23 protein-coding genes are annotated in these 25,691 nt (G+C 71.3%); 17 read left to right on the forward strand and 6 right to left on the reverse strand.

The window, feature by feature from the left end; translation table 11 throughout:
* Positions 1-432 precede the first annotated feature (432 nt).
* From Q9R26_RS00005 to Q9R26_RS00055, 11 genes are all read left to right on the forward strand, one after another.
* Positions 433-1,404 (forward strand): hypothetical protein, encoded by a 972-nt coding sequence (locus Q9R26_RS00005; protein ID WP_311226186.1) that lies wholly within the window; start codon positions 433-435, stop codon positions 1,402-1,404.
* Positions 1,395-2,246, forward strand: coding sequence for a hypothetical protein (locus Q9R26_RS00010; RefSeq protein WP_259580313.1), 852 nt, complete (start codon positions 1,395-1,397; stop codon positions 2,244-2,246). Before Q9R26_RS00005 ends, Q9R26_RS00010 begins: the two co-directional genes overlap by 10 nt.
* A gap of 13 nt (positions 2,247-2,259) precedes the next feature.
* On the forward strand, positions 2,260-3,249 hold the full coding sequence (locus tag Q9R26_RS00015; protein ID WP_259580312.1) for an HAD-IIA family hydrolase: 990 nt from the start codon (positions 2,260-2,262) through the stop codon (positions 3,247-3,249).
* A gap of 10 nt (positions 3,250-3,259) precedes the next feature.
* Positions 3,260-3,427 (forward strand): hypothetical protein, encoded by a 168-nt coding sequence (locus Q9R26_RS00020; protein ID WP_182064902.1) that lies wholly within the window; start codon positions 3,260-3,262, stop codon positions 3,425-3,427.
* The gene (locus tag Q9R26_RS00025; RefSeq protein WP_209135527.1) at positions 3,420-4,253 is read left to right on the forward strand and encodes a TlyA family RNA methyltransferase; all 834 of its coding nucleotides are present in this window, start codon (positions 3,420-3,422) and stop codon (positions 4,251-4,253) included. Before Q9R26_RS00020 ends, Q9R26_RS00025 begins: the two co-directional genes overlap by 8 nt.
* Entirely contained in the window at positions 4,250-5,173 is a 924-nt protein-coding gene (locus Q9R26_RS00030) for an NAD kinase (RefSeq protein WP_071245131.1), read from the forward strand. The genes Q9R26_RS00025 and Q9R26_RS00030 overlap by 4 nt, the downstream gene beginning before the upstream one ends.
* Positions 5,174-5,263: 90 nt before the next feature.
* Positions 5,264-6,958 carry a DNA repair protein RecN gene (gene recN, locus Q9R26_RS00035; protein WP_182064904.1) on the forward strand — a complete coding sequence of 565 codons (1,695 nt, stop codon included), beginning with the start codon at positions 5,264-5,266 and terminating at the stop codon, positions 6,956-6,958.
* Positions 6,959-7,084: 126 nt separating this feature from the next.
* Complete coding sequence (locus Q9R26_RS00040) at positions 7,085-8,800, forward strand: CTP synthase (protein WP_259580310.1); 1,716 nt, start codon at positions 7,085-7,087, stop codon at positions 8,798-8,800.
* A gap of 125 nt (positions 8,801-8,925) precedes the next feature.
* Entirely contained in the window at positions 8,926-9,501 is a 576-nt protein-coding gene (locus Q9R26_RS00045; RefSeq protein ID WP_311226187.1) for an NUDIX hydrolase, read from the forward strand.
* The gene (locus tag Q9R26_RS00050) at positions 9,498-10,097 is read left to right on the forward strand and encodes a DUF1349 domain-containing protein (protein ID WP_311226188.1); all 600 of its coding nucleotides are present in this window, start codon (positions 9,498-9,500) and stop codon (positions 10,095-10,097) included. The genes Q9R26_RS00045 and Q9R26_RS00050 overlap by 4 nt, the downstream gene beginning before the upstream one ends.
* A gap of 37 nt (positions 10,098-10,134) precedes the next feature.
* The gene (locus tag Q9R26_RS00055) at positions 10,135-11,115 is read left to right on the forward strand and encodes a site-specific tyrosine recombinase XerD (RefSeq protein ID WP_311226189.1); all 981 of its coding nucleotides are present in this window, start codon (positions 10,135-10,137) and stop codon (positions 11,113-11,115) included.
* A gap of 150 nt (positions 11,116-11,265) precedes the next feature.
* Here the strand turns inward: Q9R26_RS00055 and Q9R26_RS00060 are convergent, their stop codons facing one another.
* Both Q9R26_RS00060 and Q9R26_RS00065 read right to left on the reverse strand, forming a co-directional pair.
* The gene (locus Q9R26_RS00060; RefSeq protein ID WP_182064908.1) at positions 11,266-11,712 is read right to left on the reverse strand and encodes a DUF2510 domain-containing protein; all 447 of its coding nucleotides are present in this window, start codon (positions 11,710-11,712) and stop codon (positions 11,266-11,268) included.
* A gap of 109 nt (positions 11,713-11,821) precedes the next feature.
* Positions 11,822-12,859, reverse strand: coding sequence for an LLM class flavin-dependent oxidoreductase (locus Q9R26_RS00065; protein ID WP_311226190.1), 1,038 nt, complete (start codon positions 12,857-12,859; stop codon positions 11,822-11,824).
* 50 nt (positions 12,860-12,909) lie between these two features.
* Between Q9R26_RS00065 and Q9R26_RS00070 the strand changes: the two genes are divergently transcribed.
* Together Q9R26_RS00070 and Q9R26_RS00075 are read left to right on the forward strand one after the other, a co-directional pair.
* Positions 12,910-13,242: a TraR/DksA C4-type zinc finger protein gene (locus Q9R26_RS00070; protein WP_259532384.1), complete on the forward strand. Its 333-nt coding sequence runs from the start codon at positions 12,910-12,912 to the stop codon at positions 13,240-13,242.
* Positions 13,243-13,372: 130 nt separating this feature from the next.
* Positions 13,373-13,822: a TIGR02611 family protein gene (locus Q9R26_RS00075; RefSeq protein WP_311226191.1), complete on the forward strand. Its 450-nt coding sequence runs from the start codon at positions 13,373-13,375 to the stop codon at positions 13,820-13,822.
* A 10-nt stretch (positions 13,823-13,832) separates the two neighbouring features.
* Here the strand turns inward: Q9R26_RS00075 and Q9R26_RS00080 are convergent, their stop codons facing one another.
* On the reverse strand, positions 13,833-15,089 hold the full coding sequence (locus Q9R26_RS00080) for an MFS transporter (protein ID WP_182064912.1): 1,257 nt from the start codon (positions 15,087-15,089) through the stop codon (positions 13,833-13,835).
* A 103-nt stretch (positions 15,090-15,192) separates the two neighbouring features.
* Between Q9R26_RS00080 and Q9R26_RS00085 the strand changes: the two genes are divergently transcribed.
* Together Q9R26_RS00085 and Q9R26_RS00090 are read left to right on the forward strand one after the other, a co-directional pair.
* A complete protein-coding gene (locus tag Q9R26_RS00085; RefSeq protein ID WP_311226192.1) occupies positions 15,193-15,558 on the forward strand; it encodes a helix-turn-helix domain-containing protein in 366 nt (121 codons plus the stop codon).
* On the forward strand, positions 15,555-17,153 hold the full coding sequence (locus Q9R26_RS00090; protein WP_311226193.1) for a methyltransferase: 1,599 nt from the start codon (positions 15,555-15,557) through the stop codon (positions 17,151-17,153). Before Q9R26_RS00085 ends, Q9R26_RS00090 begins: the two co-directional genes overlap by 4 nt.
* Positions 17,154-17,156: 3 nt before the next feature.
* On the opposite strand, the gene Q9R26_RS00095 is transcribed toward Q9R26_RS00090, so the two are convergent.
* Positions 17,157-18,020: an NAD(P)-dependent oxidoreductase gene (locus tag Q9R26_RS00095; RefSeq protein ID WP_071245140.1), complete on the reverse strand. Its 864-nt coding sequence runs from the start codon at positions 18,018-18,020 to the stop codon at positions 17,157-17,159.
* 113 nt (positions 18,021-18,133) lie between these two features.
* Entirely contained in the window at positions 18,134-18,724 is a 591-nt protein-coding gene (locus Q9R26_RS00100; protein WP_209135543.1) for a TetR/AcrR family transcriptional regulator, read from the reverse strand.
* A gap of 217 nt (positions 18,725-18,941) precedes the next feature.
* Between Q9R26_RS00100 and Q9R26_RS00105 the strand changes: the two genes are divergently transcribed.
* Entirely contained in the window at positions 18,942-21,380 is a 2,439-nt protein-coding gene (locus tag Q9R26_RS00105; protein ID WP_311226568.1) for a glycoside hydrolase family 3 C-terminal domain-containing protein, read from the forward strand.
* A 505-nt stretch (positions 21,381-21,885) separates the two neighbouring features.
* Here Q9R26_RS00105 and Q9R26_RS00110 read toward each other — a convergent pair.
* Entirely contained in the window at positions 21,886-22,899 is a 1,014-nt protein-coding gene (locus Q9R26_RS00110; protein WP_311226194.1) for an LLM class flavin-dependent oxidoreductase, read from the reverse strand.
* Positions 22,900-23,081: 182 nt separating this feature from the next.
* Between Q9R26_RS00110 and Q9R26_RS00115 the strand changes: the two genes are divergently transcribed.
* On the forward strand, positions 23,082-25,652 hold the full coding sequence (locus Q9R26_RS00115) for a DUF3516 domain-containing protein (protein ID WP_311226195.1): 2,571 nt from the start codon (positions 23,082-23,084) through the stop codon (positions 25,650-25,652).
* Positions 25,653-25,691 lie beyond the last annotated feature (39 nt).

Genomic DNA, 25,691 nt, shown 5'->3' on the forward strand with positions numbered 1-25,691 from the left:
CAACGTATGAAAGATGTGGCCATCGGCCCTCCATCGAGAATTCGCAGGGGAAACCCTCGTTCTCGGTCGGGGCCGGTGGCCATTTCTGTTTCTGCCGCCGTTCGCTCGACGCCGGCTCCGGTTCGTGATGGACTGGAAGCCGACGTCGGGTGACCGACGCGGCACCCAACACAACGACACAGCGGACGAACGCCCGAGGCTCTGGACCGGGCACGCGATGAGGAGCAACGGTGGCGAACGACGACGATCAGCGGCGGAACGACAGGGACCGCGGAGATCGACCCCGACGGGACGGCGACCGGTTCCCCCGTCGCGACGGCGCTCCGCGTCGGGACGGCCAGAGCGATGGTCGGTGGTCGTCCGGTCCCCGCGAGTTCGAGCGCCGCGAAGGCGACCGTCGTGATCGTCCGCAGGGTGGAGACCGTCCGTTCCGTGACGGCGCGCCTCGACGGGACGGCGCTCCGCGTCGGGACGGCGACCGTCCGTTCCGGTCCGGCGACCGCAACGACCGTCCGTCGTGGCAGGGAGACCGTGGAGACTCCGGTCGGCCGCCGCGCGGCGATGGTCCGCGCGGTGCCGATCGTCCGCGGCGCGATGGCGATCGTCCGTTCCGTGGCGGCTCCGATCGCCCGGCTCGTGACGGTGACCGTCCGTTCCGTGGTGGGAGCTCTGACCGTCCGCGTCGTGACGGTGACCGCCCGTTCCAGGGCGGCTCGGACCGTCCGCGCCGGGATGGCGATCGCCCGTACCGTGGCGGCTCCTCGGACCGTCCCGCTCGTGACGGCGACCGTCCGTTCCGTGGCGGCTCCTCGGACCGTCCGGCTCGTGATGGCGATCGCTCGTACCGTGGCGGCTCCTCGGACCGTCCGGCTCGTGATGGCGATCGCCCGTACCGTGGCGGATCGTCGGACCGTCCGGCTCGTGATGGCGATCGCCCGTACCGTGGCGGATCGTCGGACCGTCCGCGGCGTGACGGCGACCGTCCGTTCCGTGGTGGCTCTGACCGTCCGGCTCGTGACGGGGACCGTCCGTACCGTGGTGGTTCGGATCGTCCCGCCCGAGATGGCGACCGTCCGTACCGTGGTGGTTCGGACCGTCCCGTTCGTGACGGGGACCGCCCGTACCGTGGCGGATCGTCCGACCGCCCGGCCCGAGGTGGTTCCTCCGACCGTCCGTTCCGCGGCGGTTCGTCGGACCGCTCGGGTCGCGACGGCGGTGAGGAACGTCGCCGCTTCGGTGACGGGACACGTCACGCCGGCGCCCGGTTCGGCGAGGCCGCGCGCGACGACTGGGAAGACCGCGACCCCTACGGCACGAAGTCGATCCGTCCGCGCCACGACGACCCGGAGATCCCCGAGGAGATCCAGGCGCGCGACCTCGACCCTGCGGCCCGGATGGAGCTGAAGACCCTCAGCAAGGACAACGCCGACTGGGTCGCGCGGCACCTCGTGGCAGCTGCGCTCTTCGTCGACGACGACCCCGAGACGGCCAACCAGCACGCCCTGAGCGCTGCTCGTCGTGCCGGTCGTGTCGGTGTCGTCCGGGAGACGGCCGCGATCACCGCGTACCGCCTCGGCGACTTCGCCACCGCGCTCCGGGAGCTCCGCACCTACCGTCGGATCTCCGGTCGCAACGACCAGCTCCCGATGATGGTGGACTGCGAGCGTGGCCTGGGCCGTCCGGAGCGGGCACTGGAGCTCGGTCGCTCGGTCGAGCGCTCGGCCCTCGACACCCCGGTGCAGGTCGAGCTCGCGATCGCCATGTCCGGCGCTCGTCTCGACCTCGGGAACCCCACAGCCGCCCTCGGTGAGCTGGAGATTCCACAGCTCGACCCGTCCACCGCCTACACGTGGTCCCCGGCGCTCTACAGTGCTTACGCGGCCACGCTCGAGGAGCTCGGTCGACAGGACGAGGCCGACGAGTGGTGGGCCCGGGTGGACCGCGCGGCAGCGGCCCTCGCCGAAATCGCGGACGACAACGCTTGGGAGACAGTTGATGTGGTCGAGGAAACGCTCGAAGTCGAAGAACACGGAGACGCCGGAGACGACGCCGCCGATGACCTCGGAGCCGACGACGTCGCGACCGACGAACTCGACGGCGACGACGAATCCGCCGAAGGCCTCGATGACGACATCGATGACGAACCCGCCCTCGACGATCTCGACGACGACACCTCCGCAGCCGACGAGCCCGGGGAGATCGACGACGACAACCCCCGCGACGTCGACGGTTCCGCAGCCGACTGAGCACTCGGCGACCTTGACCGACGGCGTCGACGTGGTCCTCACCGACCTCGACGGCGTCGTCTACCGGGGCCGCAACGCCATCCCGCACGCGGTCGAAGCCCTGACCCGGGCATCGCTGACGGCGCGGGTCGGCTACATCACGAACAACGCGTCCCGCCGCCCGATCGACGTCGCCGAGCACCTCGAGCGCTACGGGCTCGAGGTCTCCGAGGGTGACGTCGTCACCTCGTCGCAGGCCGGCGTCCAGCTGCTCGCGACCCTGGTACCGGCCGGATCGACCGTCCTGGTCACCGGCGGGCTCGGGCTGTCGAGCATCGTCGAGGCTGCCGGGTTCACGGTCACCTCGAGTGCCGAGGACTCCCCGGCCGCGGTGATCCAGGGCTTCTCGCCGGACCTCGGCTGGAAGGAACTGGCCGAGGCCTCGTTCGCCCTGGCCGACCCGGACGTGCCGTGGGTGGCCACGAACATGGACTGGTCGATCCCGGTCGAGCGGGGCATCGCGCCCGGCAACGGCACGCTCGTGTCCGCCGTGCACCAGGCGGTCGGCCGGATGCCCGTGGTCGCCGGCAAGCCCGAGCGGCCGATCTTCGACACGGCGGTCGCGCGCTTCGGCGGCGGTCGGACCCTGTTCATCGGGGACCGGTTGGACACCGACATCAAGGGTGCGAACGACGTCGGGATCCCGAGCGTGCTCGTGCTCACCGGCATCGACAAGGCCAAGCAGGTGCTCGCGGCCGACCAGCGCTCACGTCCCACCTACGTGCTCGAAGACCTCCGGGGGCTGGCCCAGCCGTACCCGGCGACGGTGCGGCGCGAGGACGAGGACGGCACCCGGTACGTGAGCGTCGGTACCTCGACGGTGGCGATGCGCGGTCACGTCGTCCGGGTGCTCGACGCCGGGACAGACATCGATCGGCTCCGTGCCGGCGCGACGCTCATCTGGGAGTCCGGGTTGGCCATCTACGGCCTCGACGTGGACCCGCAGCTGTACGGCGGCGAGTAGCGTGTCGGACGTGCCGAACCCCGAGCAGCCGTCCGCCGATCCCGAGCAGCAGGGCGCCTTCGCCGCGCGCACCGCCGAGGCCGAGGCTCTGCCGCTCGCCGACCGTGCCGACGCCTTCTCCTCCCTGCACGACGAGCTGCGGACGCGGCTCGAGAGCGGCGGCTCCGCGAGTGCCTGAGCCGGACGGAGCCGTGCACGACGCGACCCCGGTCCGCCTCGACGCCCTCCTCGCTGCACGCGGGCTCGCACGGTCGCGCACCGTCGCCAGCAAGCTGATCCAGGACGGCCGGGTGCTCGTGGGCGGCCGTGCCGTCCTGAAGCCGTCGACGCCGATCGCATCCGACGCGGACATCGAGGTCGACGCCGCGGACGAGTGGGTCTCGCGTGCGGCCCGGAAGCTCGTCGGCGCACTCGATGCGTTCGACGTCGACCCCGAGGACCGGGTCGTGCTCGACGTGGGCGCGAGCACCGGGGGGTTCACCCAGGTGCTGCTCACACGCGGCGCGCGCCGTGTCATCGCGCTCGACGTCGGCCACGGACAGCTGCACCCCACCATCGCGCTCGACGATCGCGTCGCCGTGGTCGAGGGGACGAACGCGCGGAACCTCACGCGCGCCGACTACCTGGCGCTCGACGGCGCCGCCGGCGAGACGAGCCTGGTGGTGGGGGACCTGTCCTTCATCTCGCTCCGACTCGTGCTGCCGGCGCTGGCCGAAGCCGTCCCCGCGGACGAGTTCGTGCTCCTGGTGAAGCCCCAGTTCGAAGTGGGTCGTGGCGGTGTGCGCGAGGGCATCGTGCACGACGCCGGGCTCCGGAACGACGCGCTCATGAACGTGCTGTGGGCGGCGTGGGACCTGGGCCTCGGCACCAGTGGGCTCGCCGCGTCCCCGATCGTCGGGACACACGGCAACCACGAGTACCTGGCCCGCTTCCAACGCGGTGTCGGGGGCAATCCGACAGAATGGAGAGTCCGGGCGACCGAACTCACGGAAGGGTCTTCATGAGTGACGAACGGCACATCCTGCTCGTGTCCCACACGGGTCGCCGTGACTCGATCGACGCTGCGGTCGAGGTCTGCGACCTCCTGCACGCGGCCGGTCTCACGCCCGTCATGCCCTTCGACGAGTACGCCGACATCCGTCGCGCCGAAGCGTCGGTCGGCAAGGTCGACATCCTCGGCGTCGACGTCCAGCCGAACCAGCTCGAGATCGTCATCGTGCTCGGTGGCGACGGCACGATCCTCCGCGCGGCCGAACTCGTGCGGAACACCGGCGCTCCACTGATCGGGGTGAACCTCGGGCACGTCGGGTTCCTGGCCGAGAGCGAGCGCGACGGTCTGTCCGAGACGGTCGAGCGTGCGCTGTCCGGCGAGTACAACGTCGAGGAACGCGTCACCCTGCAGGTCGACGTGGTCGTGGGCAACCAGATCGTCTACTCGAGCTGGGCGCTGAACGAGGCCACGATCGAGAAGGCTTCGCGGGAACGGATGCTCGAGGTCGTGACCGAGGTCGACGGCCGCCCGCTGTCGTCCTTCGGCTGCGACGGCGTGGTCGTGTCGACCCCGACCGGCTCCACGGCGTACTCGTTCTCCGGCGGTGGCCCCATCGTGTGGCCGGACGTCGACGCGCTGCTCATGGTGCCGCTGAGCGCCCATGCTCTGTTCGCCCGTCCGATCGTCGTCGGGCCGGACTGCACGCTCGCGATCGAGGTCCTGCGGCGCACGAGCGGCGTCGGTGTCCTGTGGTGCGACGGCCGACGGACCCACGACCTGCCCCCGGGCGCCCGTGTCGAGGTCCGGCGTTCGCCGGACCCGGTGCGCGTCGCCCGACTGAAGGACGCTCCGTTCACCGACCGCCTGGTCGCGAAGTTCCAGCTGCCCGTCGCCGGGTGGCGCGGCCCCCAGAGCGACGAGGACGACCGATGAGCCCGGAGGACGACCGATGATCGCCGTGGAAGGGCGCAGCATCGCATCCGCCGGGTCAGCTGTGGCGCAGGGAACGACGGAGGACGCCCGATGATCGAGGAGATTGCGATCCGCGACCTCGGCGTCATCGGCGAGACCACGCTCGAACTCGGGCCGGGCTTCACCGTCGTCACCGGGGAGACCGGTGCGGGCAAGACCATGATCGTCACCGCGCTCGGACTGCTGCTCGGTGCGCGGGCCGATGCCGGTTCGGTGCGCCGCGGTGCGTCGAGCGCCGTCGTCGAAGGCCGCTGGCACGTCCCGGAGCAGGACGCCGTCGCCGAACGCGTTGAGGACGCCGGCGGCACCGTGGAGGACGGCGAACTCATCCTCACCCGCACGGTCTCCGCCGAGGGGCGCAGCCGTGCCACGGTGGGTGGTCGCAGTGCGCCCGTGGCGGTGCTCGGCGAGCTCGCCGACCAGCTCGTGACCGTGCACGGGCAGTCGGACCAGATCCGCCTGACCTCGGCCACCGCGCAGCGGGCTGCCCTCGACGGGTTCGGGGGAGCCTCGCTCGAGAAGGCCCTCGCCCGGTACGTCGCCGCGTACGACGCCTGGCAGCAGCACGCCGGTGAACTCGAGGTGCTGGTCCGGGACCGGGACGACCGGGTCGCCGAGGCCGAGCGGATCCGCGCGGCCTCCGACGAGATCGAGGCCGCCGACCCGCAGCCCGGCGAGGACGTCGAGCTGGCCGAACGCGCCGAACGCCTGGGGAACCTCGAGGAGCTCCGGTTGTCCGCGGCCCTGGCACACGAGGCGTTGTCCAGCGAGTCCCTCGACGGCGTCTCCGACGTCGTCGGCCTGGTCGAGTCCGCACGCCGTGCCGTGGAGCGTGTGGTGTCGTCCGACACTGCCCTGCAGCCGGTGCTCGAGCAGCTCACGGAGCTCGGGATCCAGGCGGCCGAGGCCTCGGCGAGCATCTCGAGCTACCTCGGTTCCCTGGAACCCGAGGCGGGGCACGACCTCGAGCTCATCAACGAACGTCGTGCCCTGTTGGCAGGCCTCACCCGCAAGTACGGCGAGACGGTGGACGACGTCATCGCCTACGGGCAGCGCGCGAGCGACCGGCTGCTCGAGCTCGACGGCGACGACGACCGGATCGCGGCGTTGCAGCAGTCGGTCGAGCAGGACGAGCAGGCGCTCGAGACGGCCGCGGCCGCGCTCACGACGGCGCGCACCAAGGCGGCCGCCGACCTGGCGAAGCGCGTGACCGCTGAGCTGAAGACCCTCGCGATGGGTGGTGCGACCCTGGTGGTCGAGGTCACCGACGCCGGCGAGTACCGCCGCCACGGCCGCGACCAGGTGACGATCCTGCTCCAGCCGCACTCAGGCACCGACCCCCGGCCGATCGGCAAGGGGGCGTCCGGCGGTGAGCTGTCGCGCGTGATGCTCGCGATCGAGGTCGTCATGGCCGGCAGCACCACGGTGCCGACGTTCGTCTTCGACGAGGTCGACGCCGGTGTCGGTGGGGCGGCGGCCATCGAGATCGGCCGACGGCTGGCGAAGCTCGCCGAGCGCACGCAGGTCATCGTCGTCACGCACCTGGCCCAGGTCGCGGCCTTCGCGAACAACCACCTCAACGTCGTGAAGGACGCCAGCGGTGCCGTGACCTCGTCGAGCGTGCGCCGGCTCGAGGGCGAGGACCGTCTGCAGGAGATGGCACGGCTGCTCTCCGGACTCGGCGACAGCGCCAGCGGCATCGAGCACGCCCGCGAGCTGCTCGACGTGGCCGGCCAGCGAGCCTGACGATCGGGCAGGCGGGCACTGTCCGCCGACCCGGCCACGGTCCGAGGACCCGGCCACCCGCCCGCGCAACGCCCACGGCGAACCGAGGTCGCGCCTCCCGGCAGTTCTGACGTACGATGGAATCCCGTGGCGGACACTCTCAGCGGCGGTACCAATTCTTCGAACTCGACCCCGAAGGTGACGAAGCAGATCTTCGTGACCGGCGGGGTCGTCTCGTCTCTCGGCAAGGGCCTGACGGCGGCCAGCCTCGGCAACCTGCTCACGGCTCGCGGCCTCAAGGTCGTCATGCAGAAGCTCGACCCGTACCTCAACGTGGACCCGGGCACCATGAACCCGTTCCAGCACGGCGAGGTCTTCGTGACCGACGACGGTGCGGAGACGGACCTCGACATCGGGCACTACGAGCGCTTCCTCGACATCAACCTGTCGCAGGCCGCGAACGTCACGACCGGTCAGGTGTACTCGACGGTGATCGCCAAGGAGCGTCGCGGCGAGTACCTCGGCGACACGGTGCAGGTAATCCCGCACATCACCGACGAGATCAAGCGCCGGATGCGCGAGCAGGCGCAGAACGACCCGCAGCCCGACGTCATCATCACCGAGGTCGGTGGCACCGTCGGCGACATCGAGTCGCAGCCGTTCATCGAGTCCGCCCGTCAGGTGCGGCACGAGCTCGGCCGCAACAACGTGTTCTTCGTGCACGTCTCGCTGGTGCCGTTCATGAACGCCTCGGGTGAGCAGAAGACCAAGCCGACGCAGCACTCCGTCGCCGCGCTCCGCTCGATCGGCATCCAGCCCGACGCGCTCGTGCTGCGCAGCGACCGTCCGGTGTCGGAGTCGAACAAGCGCAAGATCGCGCTGATGTGCGACGTCGACGAGGACGCCGTGGTGAACGCGGTGGACGTCCCCTCGATCTACGACCTGCCGACGCTGCTGAACAACCAGGGCCTCGACCAGGTCATCGTCGAGGCGCTCAAGCTCGACGCCGGTCCGGTCGACTGGACCGCGTGGACCCCGGTGCTGAAGGCCGTGCACGAGCCGAAGAAGGACGTCACGATCGCGCTGGTCGGCAAGTACATCGACCTGCCGGACGCCTACCTGTCCGTCACCGAGGCACTCCGTGCGGGTGGCTTCGCCCACGACGCCAAGGTGACGCTGAAGTGGGTCGTGTCGGACGACTGCACCACGCCCGAGGGCGCGGCGAAGCAGCTCGGCGACGTCGACGGCATCTGCATCCCCGGCGGGTTCGGCGTGCGCGGCATCGAGGGCAAGCTCGGCGCGCTGCAGTTCGCGCGTGAGCAGGGCATCCCGACGCTCGGCCTGTGCCTCGGCCTGCAGTGCATGGTCATCGAGTACGCCCGCCACGAGGTCGGTCTGACCGACGCGTCGAGCACCGAGTTCGACCCGGAGACCTCGACCCCGGTCATCGCGACGATGGCGGAGCAGGTCGACATCATCGCCGGTGGCGACCTGGGTGGCACGATGCGCCTGGGCCTGTACCCGGCGTCGTTCACGCGGGGGTCGCTGGCGGCGGAGCTGTACGGGGCTCCCGAGGCTTCCGAGCGGCACCGTCACCGTTACGAGGTGAACAACAAGTACCGCGAGCAGATCGCGGACGCCGGCCTCGTCTTCTCGGGCACGTCGCCCGACGGCACGCTGGTGGAGTACGTCGAGCTCCCGCGCGACGTGCACCCGTTCTACATCGCCACCCAGGCGCACCCGGAGCTCCGCTCGCGCCCGACCGATGCGCACCCGCTGTTCGCGGGACTCGTCGCGGCCGCGATCGAGCGCCACGAGGCGTCCAGCCTGTTCGACCCGCAGACCGAGGAGCAGGTCGCGTAACGCGAGTGGTCTCTGACCGGAGGCGCGGTGCCAGCTGGCACCACGCCTCCGGTCCGTCCGGGGGTCGCGTGCACGGAACCTGGTGCCGATGGGGGCGTCAGGGGCGCGCGTGCTTGGATGGAGCCGTGACAGACGCACCGATCGCTGACGAGTCCGCCTCCTTCGAGGTCACCGAATCCACCGTCGTGTACGAGGGCGCCGTCTGGGACGTGCGCCGCGACACCGTCGCGTACAACGGCGACTCGATGGTCCGCGAGTACATCGACCACACCGGCGCCGTCGCCGTGTACGCCGAGGACGACGAGGGCCGCGTCCTGGTCATCCAGCAGTACCGTCACCCGGTGCGGCTGCGCGACTGGGAGCTGCCCGCCGGTCTGCTCGACATGGAGGGCGAGGACCACCTGGCGGCCGCGAAGCGCGAGCTGGGCGAGGAGGCCGACCTCGAGGCCGACACGTGGGAGCCCCTGGTCCGCTACAACACGTCCTCTGGTGGCAGCGACGAGTTCATCCAGATCTACCGGGCGCGCGGTGTTCGGTCGACGGAGTCCGCGTTCGAGCGCGAGGCGGAAGAGGCCGACATCGTGACGCGGTGGGTGCCGCGGGCGGAGCTGCTCGAAGGGATCCTGGGCGGTCGGCTCAACAACTCGGCCCTCGTCGTCGCGACGCTCGCCGTCGAGGCCATCGAACAGCGCGGCAAGTGAGCGGGTCAGCGGTCGGCGGTCTGCGCGACCTGGTCGCCACGGGGACGTGGACGCACGAGCCGGAGGCCGCCGAGTTCGACGGCGACGTGTTCCGCGTCACCGCGGTCGAGGGCAGTGACGCCTGGCGGACCACCTCGTACGGGTTCGTGCACGACTCCGAGCACGCACTGCTGCAGCCGACGGACGGGCCGTTCTCGGTCGAGGCGTCGTTCGTGCTCGACTACACCGAGCAGTTCGACCAGGCCGGGGTGTTCCTGCGCGTCGACGAGCAGAACTGGATCAAGGCCGGCGTGGAGTTCTCGGACGGAACCCCGCAGCTCGGCGCCGTGGTGACGCGTGGGTTCTCGGACTGGTCGGTGTCGCCCGTGCCGGCGTGGGCGGGCCGGGTGGTGACCGTCCGTGCGAGCCGCGATGGTGACGCGGTGACGATCCGGGCGTGGGCCGAGGGTGACGAGTCCCGCTTGGTGCGGGTCGCGTACCTCGACCCGGACGCCGTCGTGTCGGCGGGGCTGCTGTGCGCGGGGCCGACGCGGGCCGGGCTGACGGTGACGTTCACCGGGTTCCGCGTGGACGGGCCGGACGAGGCGTTGCACTGACGGCGGGTGGCCCCGCGCCGGTTAGCCTGCTGAGGTGATGCCCCTCGACCGTGCCGTGGAGACGTACCTGCGGCACGTCGCGATCGAGCGGGGACTCTCGCAGCACACGTTGTCCGCGTACCGGCGGGACCTTGCCGTGTTCACGTCGTGGTTGGCGGCCGCTCCGGTCGTCGAGTCCGACGGTGCGGACCGGGCCGGGGGATCCTCGGCGCTGCTGGACGTGGCACGGTTGGCACGGGCGGACGTCTCGGGGTTCGTGACACACCTGGCCACCCGACCGGAAGGTCCGCTCGCACCGCGGTCGATCGCGCGGATGCTCAGTTCGGTGCGCTCGTTCACCGCCTTCGCCGCGGGGGAGGGCTGGCTGCCGCTCGACCCCGGCACCGCCGTCCGCCCGCCGAAGGCCCCGATGCGGCTGCCGAAGGCGATCCCCGTCGAGGACATGGAACGGCTGCTCGGCGCGGTGTCCGTCGACGCTGACGACCCCGTCCAGCTGCGGGACAAGGCCCTGCTCGAGCTGCTCTACGCCACAGGCGCGCGGATCTCCGAGGCGGTGGGGTTGTCGGTCGACGACGTGACGACGCTGTCGGACGCCGACGGCGAGCTCTCCGTCGTGAAGGTCACCGGCAAGGGCAACAAGCAGCGGATCGTGCCGCTCGGCAGCTTCGCCCGGGCCGCGATCGACGCCTACCTGGTCCGGGCACGGCCGGTGTTCGCCTCGCGCGGGCCGTCGACGCCGGCGCTGTTCCTCGGTGCCCGTGGAGCGCGGCTGTCGCGGCAGAGCGCCTGGCTCGTGATCCAGGCCGCCGCTGCTGCCGCCGACCTGGAGGCGCACGTGTCACCGCACACGTTCCGGCACTCGTTCGCGACACACCTGCTCGAGGGCGGTGCTGACGTGCGCGTGGTGCAGGAGTTGCTCGGCCACGCGAGTGTCGCCACGACGCAGATCTACACGATGGTCACGGCGGACATGCTGCGGGACGTGTACCAGACGGCACACCCGCGGGCGCGGCGGTAGGCGGACAGCGCGGGCCGTGCGGGTGCATGGGCCGTGCGGGTGCGGGACGGGCGCGTTTCGTGAGCAGAAATGGTCGGGTCGCGCCGTCCCACTCGACCATTTGTGCTCACGAAGCGCCGTGGACCGCCGCGGTAGGCGAGCCCTGCGAGCTCAGAACAGGTGCAACTGGGCCGACGCGGCGATGACCGTCGTCGTCACCGCGACGACGAGGGCGCTCGCCGAAGCGCTCCGGGCCAGGACAGCCCAGGCGCCGACGGCTCCGGGACGGACGATGCCGACGACGCCGCACGCCACGGCGAGCAGCCCTGCCAGGCCCCAGGGGTTCGCGATGACCGAGACCACCGCGAGCAGCACGGCGAGCACCGTGAACACGCAGAGCCGACGGTCGCCGGCGGTGCCCGACGCCCACGCGTCCGTCCGGATCGCAGCGGTCTGCACCGAGAACGACGGCCCCGCCGGAGCGACGACGATCGGCGTGACCGGTTCCGCAGCGGCCGCGGGGACCCGCGTGGCTGCGCCCCAGGTGCGACCGTCCCACCAGCGCAGACGACGGGCGTCCTGCGGGTCCGGGAACCAGCCTGCGGCCGGCAGCGTCACGGTTGCTCCTCGAGGTGCGGGGTGGATCGACGCTCCCGAGCCTAGGAGCGCGGTCGGCCTCGCCCCAGTCCCCAGCCGGGTGTCAGCACAAGGGGGGACCACGATGGGGTCAGGCGGGGACGGGCTCCGCGTCGACCTCGGTGAACACGTCCTTCACGGCGGCGAGCAGCCGGGCGTTGAAGTCCACACCGAGCTGGTTCGGCACGGTGACGAGCACGGTGTCGGCAGCACGGACGGCCTGGTCGGCCGCGAGCTCCGCGACGAGCTGCTCGGGCTCACCGATGTAGGACCGGCCGAACCGGGCCAGCCCGCCGTCGAGGTGCCCGACCTGGTCCTGCCCCTCGACCTGCGCACGCACGCCGAAGTAGTGGCGGGACTCGTCGTCGATGATCGGGATGATGCTGCGCGAGACCGACACGCGCGGTTCGCGGTCCCAGCCGGACTCGGACCACACCCGGCGGAAGCGCTCGATCTGCTCGGCCTGCAGCTGGTCGAAGGGCACGCCGGTGTCCTCGGTCAGCAGGGTCGAGGACATCAGGTTCATGCCCTGCTCGGCGGTCCACTCGGCGGTGGCGCGGGTGCCGGCGCCCCACCAGATGCGGTCGCCGAGCGAGTCCGACAGCGGGGAGATCGGCAGGGACCCGACCGAACCGGTCATCTGCGGGTTGGCGTTGGCCATCGGCTCGCCGGCGATCGCACGGCGGAACACGTTCGTGTGCGCACGGGCCATGTCGCCGCCGTTATCGTCAGCGGCATCGGGCACGTAGCCGAACTGCTGGTAGCCGGCGAGGGCGGTCTCGGGTGATCCCCGCGAGACACCGAGCTGCAGTCGCCCGCCGGAGATGAGGTCGGTGGCCGCGGCTTCTTCCGCCATGTAGAGCGGGTTCTCGTAGCGCATGTCGATGACGCCGGTCCCGATCTCGATCCGGCTGGTCTTCGCGGCGATGGCGGAGAGCAGCGGGAACGGTGCGGCCTGCTGCGGCGCGAAGTGGTGCACGCGGAAGTAGGCGCCGTCGACGCCGGCTTCCTCGGCTGCGACCGCGAGGTCGATCGCCTGCACCAGGGCCTCCCGCCCGCTGCGCACCTTCGACCCCGGCACGTCACGCCAGTGTCCGAACGACAGGAACCCGATCTTCGTCATGTCCATGCGAACGCATCCGGAGGCGGGGCCATTCCGTCGCGACTACCGTGGCCGGGATGGAGGACCCCCGCCCAGCACTCGAGGCCGAACGCGCCCGCAACGAACGGCTGCTGCTCGAGGTCGAGCGGAGCATGCGTGACGTCAGCGACGCCCGGCAGGACGCCAACTCCGACGACGAGCACGACCCCGAGGGCGCGACCCTGGCCTGGGAGCGCGGCTCGCTCGGTGCGGTCCGCGACGGCGCCCGGCTGCGGGTCCGTCAGGTGGACGCCGCACTCGCGCGACTCGACGACGGCACCTACGGCCGCTGCACGGTCGGCGGCGAGCCGATCCCGGAGGCCCGCCTGGCCGCCGTCCCGTGGGCGGCGACGTGCGTCGCGCACGCCTGAGGGGCACGCGACCGGTGCCGCCTGACGGTCTGGAGGCACGGTGTGGCCCCGCCACGCGCCTCCCGGCACGCGCACCGTGCGTCCACCCCGTGCGCCGCTGATTCCCAGCCGCGCACCCTACGTTTTCGGCATGGACGGCGACCCGAACGACCGACCCGGCGAAGCCCGGGCCGATGGCGCGCCCCGCCAGCGCTTCCAGTGGTTCCACCGTATGCGCGCCTGGATCCACGCGCGGCCGCACGTCCACCTGTTCTACAAGGTGCTGGTCGGTCTGGTGGGTGGGCTGGTCGTCATCATCGGGCTGATCCTGGTGCCGCTGCCGGGCCCGGGGTGGCTCGTGGTGTTCATCGGCCTCACGGTACTGGCGAGCGAGTTCCACTTCTTCCACAAGATCATCACGTGGCTCAAGGCGCAGCTGCACCGCTTCTGGGACTGGGCCAAGCGGCACGGGCCGAAGCGTCTGCGCGATGCGGCGGACCGGGGCAAGGCCGACGTCGACGCTGCGCACACCGGTGCGGCGCGGACGGTCGGGGTGCGTGCGCGGGCTCGCGGTACGAACTCGGCGCGACCGGGCCACTAGCGCGGCGGCACTAGTCGGCGGAGGCGACCTGGATCGAGCCCGTTGCGGTGCGCTCGATGACCTCGGCGGCGCGTTCCTCGACCTCGGCGGCGTCCTTCGACGACAGCTGCAGCACGAGGGCGACGACCGCGGCGAGCACGATGAAGCCGCCGTACCCGGCGATGACCGGGACGAGGCCGACCGAGGGCTCGAGCAGGCCTCCGATGACCGATGGCACCCCGAACGCCAGGTAGCTGACGACGTAGATCGTGGAGAGCAGCCCGGCGCGGTGGGTCGGGGCGGCGGTGGCGAGCAGCATCCGCAGCGGCGCCTGGAACCCGGCACCGAAGCCGACACCGGCGATCGCGCTGCCGACGACCATGCCCGGCAGGGAGTGTGCGAACACGAACGACACGGTGACGATCGGGCCGAGCACGAGCGCGACGAGTCCGAGCAGGACCGCGCGACGGGTGTCCATCCGCTGGATCGCCAGGCCGGTCAGGGCGCCGACGCCGGTGACCACGGCGATGAGCGCACCGGCGGCGAAGTGGTTCGTGATGCCGAACACCGCGCCGAGCGCCGAGGGGACGAGCGACAGGAACATGCCGCCGAGGGCCCAGCTGGCGACGAGCGAACCGGCGACGCCGCGGAACAGCCGGCGTGAGGACCGCGGCACGCTGATCGTCGGCCGCAGGGAGCGGACCGCGCCGGGGCGGCGCTGCACCTGCTCGGGGACGACGAACAGCGCGAGCACCAGCAGCACGAGGAGTGCTCCGAACAACAGGTAGACGAGCTGCTCCGGCGCCGGACCCCACTGCACCAGCGCGCCGCTCGACATCGCGCCGGTGGCCAGGGCGATCGGCGGGATGACGCCGTTCAGCACGCCGGCCATGGTGGGGTGGCGTTCGAGGGAGTTGTCGATGAGGGCGGCGCCGAGGGCCCCGATGAGCAGCCCGACCGAGACGCCCTGCACGATCCGGTCGACGATGAGCGCGACGACCCCGTCCGCCATCGCGAACAGGCCGAGCGACAGTGCGACGCCCAGGCCGCCGACGACCAGCACGGGCTTGCGGCCGACGTGGTCGGACAGGCGACCCGCGACGAGCAGGCTCGCGAGCAGGCCGGCGACGTAGATGGCGAAGACCCCGGTGAGCATGAGCGGGGTGAGGTGCCACTCGGCCGCGTAGACCGGGTAGATGGGCGACGGGACGGCCGATGACGCGACCGAGACCAGGAGCATCGCCGCCAGGATCCAGAACCCGGCGACCGAACGAGCTGACTGGTGCATGCGCACCCCTTTCCGTCTCCGTGCAGTACGACTGCATTCGTACCGCACTTGAACAGTACGACGCAAGTCGTACAGCGAGCCGAACGGTGGTAGCGTCCCGTCCATGCCCGCGTACGTCGATGCTCCTGAACGGCTGCCGCAGCCGTCCGTGGCCGAGATGGACCTCCCCGTCGTGATGGACGCCCTGAGTGACCCGATCCGACTCGCGATCCTGCACCGCTACCTGGTCGACGCGGCCGGGGGCGAGCGCAGCTGCGGCTGGGTCGGCATCGACCGGCCGAAGTCCACGCTGACCCACCACTTCCGGGTCCTGCGCGAGGCCGGTCTGCTCGAGCAGCACCTGGAGGGCCTGACCCGCGTCAGCCGCGTCCGCGTCGAGGACGTGCAGCAGCGGTTCCCCGGGCTCCTCGACCTGGTGCTCGACTGGCAGGTCCCCGCCGCCCTGCTGCGCGAGGGGATCGCATCGTGAGCGCCGGCGTGGACGCTGTGCACACGCTTCCGTCGATCGTCGCGGACCCTGCTGTCACCACGGCGCTCGCCGCGGACCTGACGGCGGCCGGCTTCACCGTCGAGCGGCTCGACTCACTGTGGGGCGCCGAGGCCGCCGCATCGTTGCACCGTGGTTCGCGGGTCGCCGCGCTCCGTGCGCTCGCCGCCCGCGAGGCCACGCCGCTCGGCACCCTGGCGACGCTGTTCGTGCTCGGCCTGCCGGTGACGCGGTCCGAGGCGGCAGCGGCCTTCCCGACCACCGGGATAGACGCCGTCATCGCCGCGGGCCTGCTGCGCAGCGAAGGCGAAGGCGAAGGCGACGGCGCCGACGCGCTCGTCCACCCCACCGTCGACCTGCGCCCCTACGCCTTCGTCGACGACCTCGGCGCCGGCAGCTGGTGGATCGTCTCCGACCTCGGCGAGCTCGCCCTCGGTCACGCGATCAGCGAGGAACACGTCCTCGGCATCGGCGGCGCCACCACGACGCTGAGCGGCCTGCAGGTGCCCGTGCCGGTCGAGCGGGTGCTCGACCTCGGCACCGGCTGTGGCATCCAGGCGATGCACGCACGGCGGTTCGCCGACCAAGTGGTCGCCACCGACATCTCGCGCCGTGCCCTCGACATCGCACGGTTCAACGCCCAGTTGAACGGCATCGACGGCATCGACTTCCGGTTCGGCTCACTGTTCGAGCCGGTCGCGGGAGAGCGCTTCGACCGGATCGTCTCGAACCCGCCCTTCGTCATCACGCCCCGTCGCGAGGGTGTCCCGTCGTACGAGTACCGCGACGGCGGCATGGTCGGCGACGCCCTGGTCGAGACGGTGCTCCGCGGCCTGTCAGACCACCTGGAGCCCGGTGGGACCGCCCAGCTCCTCGGCAACTGGGAGTACCACTGGGGCGTCGACGGCCTGGACCGCGTGCGCGGCTGGTTCGCCGACACCGACCTCGACGTCTGGGTGATCGAGCGCGAGCGGCAGGACCCGACGTCCTACGCGGAGACCTGGATCCGCGACGGCGGGACGAAGCCCGGCACGGCCGAGTTCGACACCCTGATGGGCGCCTGGCTCGACGACTTCGCGGACCGTCGCGTCACCGGCGTCGGCTTCGGCTACATCGTGGTGCGTCGACCCCTGCCCGAGCCCGTGGGGGGAGGCACGTCCGGCCTCCGCCGGTTCGAGCGCGTCCCCGAGACGCTCGGCTCCAACCCCGCGGGGCTCGGCGCGACGGTCGCCCGCGTCCTCGACGCGGCCGCTTGGCTCGCCGCGCACGACGACGCCGCGCTCGCCGCCGCCCACCTGTCGGTGGCCGGTGACGTCACCGAGGAGCGGTACTACTGGCCGGGGAACGACGACCCCACCGTGATGACCCTGGTGCAGGGCGGTGGGCTCGGGCGCCGGGTGGACGCGGACACCGCACTCGCGGCGTTCGTGGGCGCGTGTGACGGCGACCTGTCCGTCGCCGCGATCATCGGCGCGCTCGCGCAGATCACCGGCGTGGACGAGCAGGCGCTCGCCGCCGACCTGCTGCCGGCGGCGCGCAACCTGGTGCTCGACGGGCTGCTCGTCCCCGCCGCCTGACGATCAGGCGCGGTGGTCGCGCCAGCTGTGTTCGGGCGTGTAGCCGAGGAGTTCGCGGGCCTTCTCCGACGACAGCAGCGAGCTGACACCGTCGATGTCCGCACGGCGCTCGATGTCCGGCACGAAGCGCTCGACGAGCTCGATGGTCGGGGTGTCCATCACCGTGTCGGGGCTGGCGATGACGAACGCCTCGAACCCGGTGAGGTCGGCCTCGAGTGCCCGGCGGACGGCCTGGGCCCCGTCGCGGGAGTCGATGTACGACCACAGGTTGAACGTCTTCGCCTCGGGGGTGGCGTCCCACGGGAACGCCGGGTAGTCGGTCTCGTCCATCACGTTCGAGAAGCGCAGACCGATCATCTTCAGCTCCGGGTCCCAGCGCGTGAAGTGGCGGGCCATCTCCTCCTCGACCGCCTTGCCGAGGGAGTACGACGACTGCGGGCGGACCGCGAACTCCTCGTCGACCGGCAGGTAGGGCGGGTGGTGCTCGCCCATCGGGATGCCGAGCAGGGTCTCGCTCGACGCCCACACGACGTTCTTGATCTTCGCGGCACGGGCGGCGTGGAAGACGTTGATCGACGAGGTCACGTTGTTCGTGATGAGGGCCACGTCGGGAACCTGCCCCGGGGCCGGCACCGCCGCGAGGTGCACGACGGCGTCGACGTGGTCGTACCGGTCGTCGATGCCGAGCAGGGCGTTCAGGACCTGGCCGTGGTCGGTCAGGTCGATCCGCACGAACGGGACACGCTCGGGCTTGTCGGGGGAGGGGACGCGGTCGAGCAGGACCACGTCGTACCCGTGCGCATCGAGGTCGCGCACCACCGCTCGTCCGAGCTTGCCGCTGCCACCGGTCACCACTACACGCGTCATCGCGTCACTCCACATCGTCGTCGGAACACACCCTGGCGGGCACCGACCATCCTGCCCCGCCGCACCTGACGCGACCAGGCCCTGTCCGTACCCCGGAGCGTCGGGGGCGGTGGTCAGGCGGTGGGAGTGACCTGGGCGATCGCGAGGCGGGCGACGAGCTCGACGTGCTCGGCCATGTCGCGGGTGGGGTCGAAGAGCCACTGGATCTGCATGCCGTCGGACACCGCGAGCAGCACGCTCGTGAGTTCGTCGGGGTCGATGTCGGTGCGCAGCCGACCGTCCTGCTGCATGGTCCGGAAATCCGCGGACAGGTCGCGGCGGCTGCGCTCGTAGCGCTCGCGGAAGTACTCGTGCGCCGGGTGCTCGGCGTCGGTGGCGGCTGCGGCGGACAGGTTGACGAACATCTGCACGAGCCCGGGGACCTCGGCGTTGTGCCGCACGATCGCGGCGAGCAGGGCTGCCGGGTCCGCGGCCTGCCAGTCGTGCGCGAGGTCGAGCTCGTCGCGGCGGCGGAGGATCTCGACCCAGAGCTCGTCCTTCGAGTCGAAGTAGTGCAGCAGGCCGGCCTGGGTCAGCCCCACGGCGTCGGCGATGTCCTTGATGCTCGTCCGCCGGAAGCCCTGCGACGCCACGAGGTCCAGCGCGACCGTGAGGATCTCCTCGCGCTTCGCGATGCCCTTTGCGTACGAACCCCGTCGTGCCATGGCCAGACTGTACCGCCCACAGGAGACCCAAAAAACCAAGCAACGGTTGGTTTTGGGTGGTACGGTGCAGGAGCTGCCAGCGCGGGCGGCGAAACCGGTGGATGGTGGGTGTGGGCGACGAGGCCCCGGCCGTCCAGGCGGCGCCCCGCGGCCCTGAACGAGAGGACCGACCACCGTGACCACCGTGAACGACTCGAGCACCGCCTCCAGTCCGTCGATGCCGCTGACCGAGCGCATCGATGCGCTCCTCGGCCAGCTGACCACCGACGAGAAGGTGCAGCTGCTCACCGGACGTGACTTCTGGACCACCTGGCCCATCGAGAAGATCGGGCTGCGCCGGATCCTGATGTCGGACGGACCTTCGGGGGTGCGCGGCGAGGTGTGGGACGAGCGCGACCCGTCCCTGAACCTGCCGTCAGCGACGGCGCTGAGTGCCTCGTGGGACCGCGCGATCGCGAAGCGCTACGGCGCCGCCGCCGCGGTGGAGGCCCGCCGCAAGGGCGTCGACGTCGTGCTCGGCCCGACCATCAACCTGCACCGGTCCCCGCTCGGGGGCCGGCACTTCGAGGCGTTCAGTGAGGACCCGCTGCTCACCGGCGACCTGGCCGCGTCGTACGTCGACGGTGTGCAGGAGAACGGTGTCGCCGCGACCCCGAAGCACTACATCGCGAACGACTACGAGACCGATCGCTTCACCGCGTCGACCGAGGTGTCGGACCGCGCGCTGCGCGAGCTGTACCTGCTGGCGTTCGAGAAGGCCGTGACCGAGGCGCACGCCTGGGCGATCATGTCCTCGTACAACGCGATCAACGGCGTCACGGCGTCGGAGAACGACCTGCTCGAGACCCCGCTCAACTCGGAGTGGGGCTTCGACGGCATCGTCGTGTCCGACTGGACCGGGGTGCGGTCGGTGGACTCGGCGAAGGCGTCGCAGGACGTCGCGATGCCCGGGCCGAACCCGTGGTGGAGCGAAGGCCCGCTGCTCGCCGCAGTGCAGTCCGGCGAGGTGCCGATGGCGGCGATCGACCGCAAGGTCCGCCGGATCCTGACCCTGGCAGCCCGCGTCGGCGCGCTCGAGGGCTTCGAGCCCGTCGCCGCGTCACCCGTGCACGTCGAGGACGGCATCGCGTTCGTGCGCGAGGCCGAGGCCGAGGGCACCGTCCTGGTCCGCAACACCGGTGTCCTGCCGCTCGACGCTCCCGCCGTGTCGCGCATCGCGGTGATCGGGCACAACGCCGACCAGGCCCGCACGCAGGGCGGGGGCTCGGCCACGGTCGTGCCGTCGCGGGTCGTGTCACCGCTGGACGGCATCCGTTCGGCGTTCCCCGGCGCGAGCGTGGACCACGCGATCGGCGCCGTCGTGCAGGAGGGCATCGCGGAGTTCCCGCTGTCCACCATCACGAACCCCGGCACCGGGGAGCCCGGAGCTCGGGTCGCCTTCGTCAAGGACGGCGAGGAGCTGTTCGTCGAGGACCGCCGCGCGACCGCGCTGTTCTGGTTCGGCGGCGACGCCCCGACCCGTGAAGCCGACCGGCTCGACATCACCACCACGTACACGGCGGAGTCGACCGGGACCGTGCGGTTCGGCATCGGCGCGGCCGGACGGTCACGCATGTGGATCGACGGCGAACTGCTGCTCGACGAGGACGTGCCGTTCGAGGGCGACCAGCTCGGCGCCGCGTTCCTCAACCCGCCGGCGCGGTCGGTGCCGGTGTCGGTGACCACCGGCCAGCAGGTCGCGATCCGCATCGAGTACGACATCGTGCAGGACGAGACGCTCGGCGGGGTGCTGGCGTACCAGTTCGGCACCGAGCCGTCGGACGACGACCCCGCCGTGCTCATCGAGGCCGCGGTGGACGCCGCCCGTGGTGCAGACGTCGCCGTCGTCGTGGTCGGCACGAACTCCAAGGTCGAGTCCGAGGGCTACGACCGTTCCTCGCTGGCACTCCCCGGCCACCAGGACGACCTGGTGCGCGCGGTCGCCGCGGCGAACCCGAACACGGTCGTCGTCGTGAACGCCGGGTCACCGGTCGAGATGCCGTGGCGGAACGACGTCGCCGCGGTGCTGCTGACCTGGTTCGGCGGGCAGGAGTACGGCAACGCGCTGGCCGACGTGCTGACCGGGGCACAGGAGCCCGGCGGCCGACTGCCCACCACGTGGCCCGTCGCGATGGCCGACGTCCCGGTGCTCGACGTCACCCCGGTCGACGGGAAGGTCGCCTACGACGAGGGTGTCCACGTCGGCTACCGGGCCTGGCTGCGAGCCGGCACGGAGCCGGCGTACCCGTTCGGACACGGCCTCGGCTACACGACGTGGTCGATCGATGGCGTGTCCTCGACCCCGACCGTGCGCGAGGGTGACGCCGTCATCGTCACGGCGACCGTCGCGAACACGGGCGACCGTGCCGGCAAGCACGTCGTGCAGGTCTACGCATCCCGTGCGGAGTCGGCGGTGGACCGCCCGGTGCGCTGGCTGGTCGGCTTCGCCCCGGTCCGGCTCGCCGCGGGCGCCTCGACGGAGGTCTCGATCGAGGTCCCGGCGCGAGCCTTCGCCCACTGGGACGGCTCGTGGCAGTACGAGTCGGGGACCTTCACGCTGCACGTCGGCGCCTCGGTCGTCGACGACGCCGGAACCGCGTCCCTCGAACTGGAGTGACGAAGTCGTCCGGTTTCCGCGCAGCTCCCGGCTCCGTTCAGTAACATCTACGTGCGCGAGTCGGCTGGTTACCGTCCGCGCACGCACCGACTACGGGGTCGCTGGGTGAGCGACTCGGTCTCCTGATCCGGCCGTTGTCGCCCTGGCCTCCCCGGTGCGTCCCAGAATGCGTCCCCGCGTCCGCGCGGGGACGCATTCGTCGTTCCGGCCGCGATGCGAACCTGCTCGGGCACTTCGTCCCGGTTCGGAAAAACGAGTGACACTTGGTCAACTTCATACGTCCCGGGTGCGCGGATCGGTGTGACAAACCGCTTGGTAGGTGGAACGATGAGTGCACCATCTCGTGTGGATCAGGGACGAGATGGTCATCCGGCCGGGCTCTCGGGCCTCACCAGCTCGATCTGAGCCCTGCCGGATGCCCTTGACTCTCGGTGATGATGGTGCAGCGGCGGTGTCGCGGGCGTCCGGCTCGGGGCACCGGTTGTCAGGCCCGCAGCGCCGGCCCTCAGGCCCGCAGCGCCGGGGCGATCTCCTCGGCCACGATGCGCAGGATCCGCTCATGCGCCGCACGGTCGCCGTTCGCCGGCAGGGTGATGACGAGCTCGTCGGTGGCGGTGACCGCCGGGTCGGCGAGCAGGGCGTCGACGATCGCCGCCGGGTCGCCGGACAGGACCTTGCTGAACCGGAACGGCGGGGTGCCCGAGAGCGGCCGGCCCTCTTCGTCCATGCCCGAGGCGTACCCGGTCAGGAACTCCTCGTGCACGGCGCGGTCGTGGTCGTCGAGGAGCGGCACCACGATCCGGCCCACGGCGACCTTGGACTCGCGCTCCGGGTGCAGCTCGACGAACCGCTCGCGGTAGGCGGCGATCTGGTCGGCCTGCGCCTGCGCGAACGGCGCGCCGGTGTCCTCGGTGTTCAGGGTCGAGCAGTGCAGCAGGAGGCCCTTCTCGGCGGTGCGGACCGCCGTGCCCATGCTGCCGCCACCCCACCAGACGCGGTCGCGCAGGCCAGGGCTGAGCGGCTGCAGGGTCAGGTCGGCCCCGGCGGGGATGCTCTCGTAGCCCTTGCCGGCACTGCCGAGGGGCTCGCCGTGCAGTACCTCGAGCAGCCGTGCGGCGCGGGCCTCGGCCTCGTCGCGGAAACTGCGGTCGACCGTGCCGAACACCGGGTCGAGGATCGGACCGTAGCCGGCGATGCCCGTGCTGATGCCGAGCTGCACCCGGCCACCGCTGAGCAGGTCGACCGTGCTGGCGTCCTCGGCCAGGCGCACCGGGTCTTCGTACCGCATGCCGAGCACGGCGGTGCCGAACGCGATGGTGCTGGTGCGCTGGGCGGCGGCGGCGAAGAAGGTCATCGGGCTCGTCAGGTACGGCTCGAAGTGCCGTCCGCGCACCCAGCCCGTCCCGTACCCGAGCGACTCGGCGGTCTCGAACAGGCGCAGGCCGTCCTCCAGGGCGCTGGCGGCGCCGTCGGTGCCGCCGTGGTTCGGGACGAAGGAGAGGAAGCCGAGTTCGCGCATGTCGCGAGTCTATGCGCACGTATCGAAATCGGCCTGGGTCGGCGACGGGCCGGACGGGAGGCCCGTGGCGGCGCCGCCACGGGCCTCCCGTCACCGGCACGGCCGGTCCACCGCTGGCGCGTCGGACCGGAACCGGCGGCGTGGGCCCAGTCCGGCACATGCGCACCTGGGAGGATGGGCACATGACCGACGTCACCACCGTGCCCCCGCTCGTCGCCGCGATCCCGGCGGCGGTGGACGGCGTCGTCGACCCCGACGAGGTCTACGAGGCCTTCGCGGCGTGGGCCGCCGAGGGCGGCCGGCCGCTGTACCCGGCGCAGGACGAGGCGGTCATCGAGCTCGTCTCCGGCGCCAACGTCGTGCTGAGCACCCCGACCGGCACCGGGAAGTCGCTCGTGGCGGCCGGCGCGCACTTCGCCGCACTCGCCGAGGGCAAGCGGAGCTACTACACGGCACCGATCAAGGCGCTGGTGTCCGAGAAGTTCTTCCAGCTCGTCGACCTGTTCGGCGCGCAGAACGTCGGCATGGTCACCGGTGACTCCAGCGTCAACGCCGACGCCCCGATCGTCTGCTGCACCGCCGAGATCCTGGCCAACCTGGCCCTCCGCCAGGGGCCGGACGCCGACGTCGACGTCGTCGTGATGGACGAGTTCCACTTCTACGGCGACCCCGACCGCGGGTGGGCATGGCAGGTGCCGCTGCTCGTGCTCGAGCGGGCGCAGTTCCTGCTCATGTCGGCGACCCTCGGTGACGTCACCACCATCGCGGACGACCTGTCCCGCCGGACCGGCCGGCCCACCGCCCGCGTGACCGGTGTCTCGCGGCCGGTGCCGCTCGAGTACCAGTACGTGATGACGCCCGTGCAGGAGACGGTCGAGCGGCTCCTCGAGGAGGGCAAGGCGCCGATCTACATCGTGCACTTCGCCCAGGCCGCCGCACTCGAACGGGCGCAGTCGCTGATGTCGGCGAAGGTCGCCTCGCGCGAACGCCGGGACCAGATCGCGGACGCCATCGCCGGCTTCCGGTTCAGCGCCGGGTTCGGACAGACCCTGTCCCGCCTGATCCGGGCGGGCATCGGCGTGCACCACGCCGGCATGCTGCCGAAGTACCGACGACTCGTCGAGCAGCTCGCCCAGCGCGGCCTGCTGCCCGTCATCTGCGGGACCGACACCCTGGGTGTCGGGATCAACGTGCCGATCCGATCCGTGCTGTTCACCGGACTGACGAAGTTCGACGGCACGAAGATGCGCCAGCTGTCCGCGCGGGAGTTCCACCAGATCGCCGGTCGTGCCGGACGTGCCGGCTACGACACCGAGGGTGACGTCGTCGCCGAGGCACCCGAACACGACATCGAGAACGCCCGCGCCGTCGCCAAGGCCGGTGACGACCCGAAGAAGAAGAACAAGATCAAGCGGAAGAAGGCGCCCGAGGGGTTCGTGTCCTGGGGGCAGGCGTCGTTCGAGCGGCTGATCGCGGCCGAGCCGGAGCCGATGGTCTCGCGCATGCGGATCACGCACGCGATGGTGCTGTCGGTCGTCGCTCGTGGCGGTGATGCCTTCGCGGACGTCCGATCGCTGGTCTACGACAACCACGAACCGCGATCGCGGCAGCTCGCGATGGCCCGGCGGGCACTCGTCATCGCCCGGACCCTCATCAACGCACGGGTGATCGAGAAGGTCGACGGCGCCTACCGCCTGACCGTCGACATCGCGCCCAACTTCGCGCTCAACCAGCCGCTGTCACCGTTCGCGCTCGCCGCGTTCGAGTTGCTCGACCCGGAGTCGCCGACCTACGCGCTGGACATGGTGTCGGTCGTCGAGGCCACGCTCGACGACCCGCGGGCGATCCTGTCGCAGCAGCAGTTCAAGGAGCGCGGCGAGGCCGTCGCCCGGATGAAGCAGGAGGGGATCGAGTACGAGGAGCGGATGGAGCTGCTCGAGGAGGTCACCTGGCCTCGCCCGCTGTCCGAGCTGCTGGAGGCGGCGTACGAGGCCTACGCCGCCGAACAGCCCTGGGTCCTCGACTTCCAGCTGTCCCCGAAGGCCGTCGTCCGAGACATGTACGAACGCGCGATGACCTTCGGTGACTTCGTGCGCTTCTACCAGCTCACCCGGTCCGAGGGACTCGTGCTGCGCTACCTGTCCGACGCGTACCGGACGATGCGCCAGACCATCACCGAGGAGCAGCGGACCCAGGAGCTCGACGACCTGATCGAGTGGCTGGGCGAGGTCGTGCGGCAGACCGACTCGTCGCTCGTCGACGAGTGGGAAGCGCTGCTCAACGGCGACGTCCTGCTGGCCTCCGAGGAGCACGAGGAGATCGCACCGCCGCAGCCCGCACGGCTCACCGGCAACCCGCGGGCATTCCGGGTGCTCGTGCGCAACGCCCTGTTCCAGCGGGTGCTGCTCGCCGCGGCCGACGACATCGACGGGCTCGGGGAACTCGACGCGACCGCCGGGTTCGACCGCTCTGCGTGGGACGCCGTGCTCGAGGAGTACTACGAGGAGCACGACTCCATCGGCACCGACGCCGACGCGCGGTCGATGCAGTACCTGGTGCTCGACGAGCGCGGTGCCACCGCATCACCCCGGGTGTGGAAGGCGCGGCAGATCTTCGCCGACCCGGAGGGCGACAAGGACTTCGGGTTCTCGGCGACGATCGACCTGGACGCCTCGGACGAGGTCGGCGAGGCCGTCGTGCGGGTCACCGAGATCGGGCGGTTCGACGGGTGGGCCGAGGTGGACGTCGACTGATCGGCGCTGGGTTCGCCGGACGTGTACCGTCTCCGGCAC

This window comes from Curtobacterium sp. BRB10, assembly GCF_031844325.1.
GTDB classification, from domain to species: Bacteria; Actinomycetota; Actinomycetes; order Actinomycetales; family Microbacteriaceae; genus Curtobacterium; species Curtobacterium poinsettiae_A.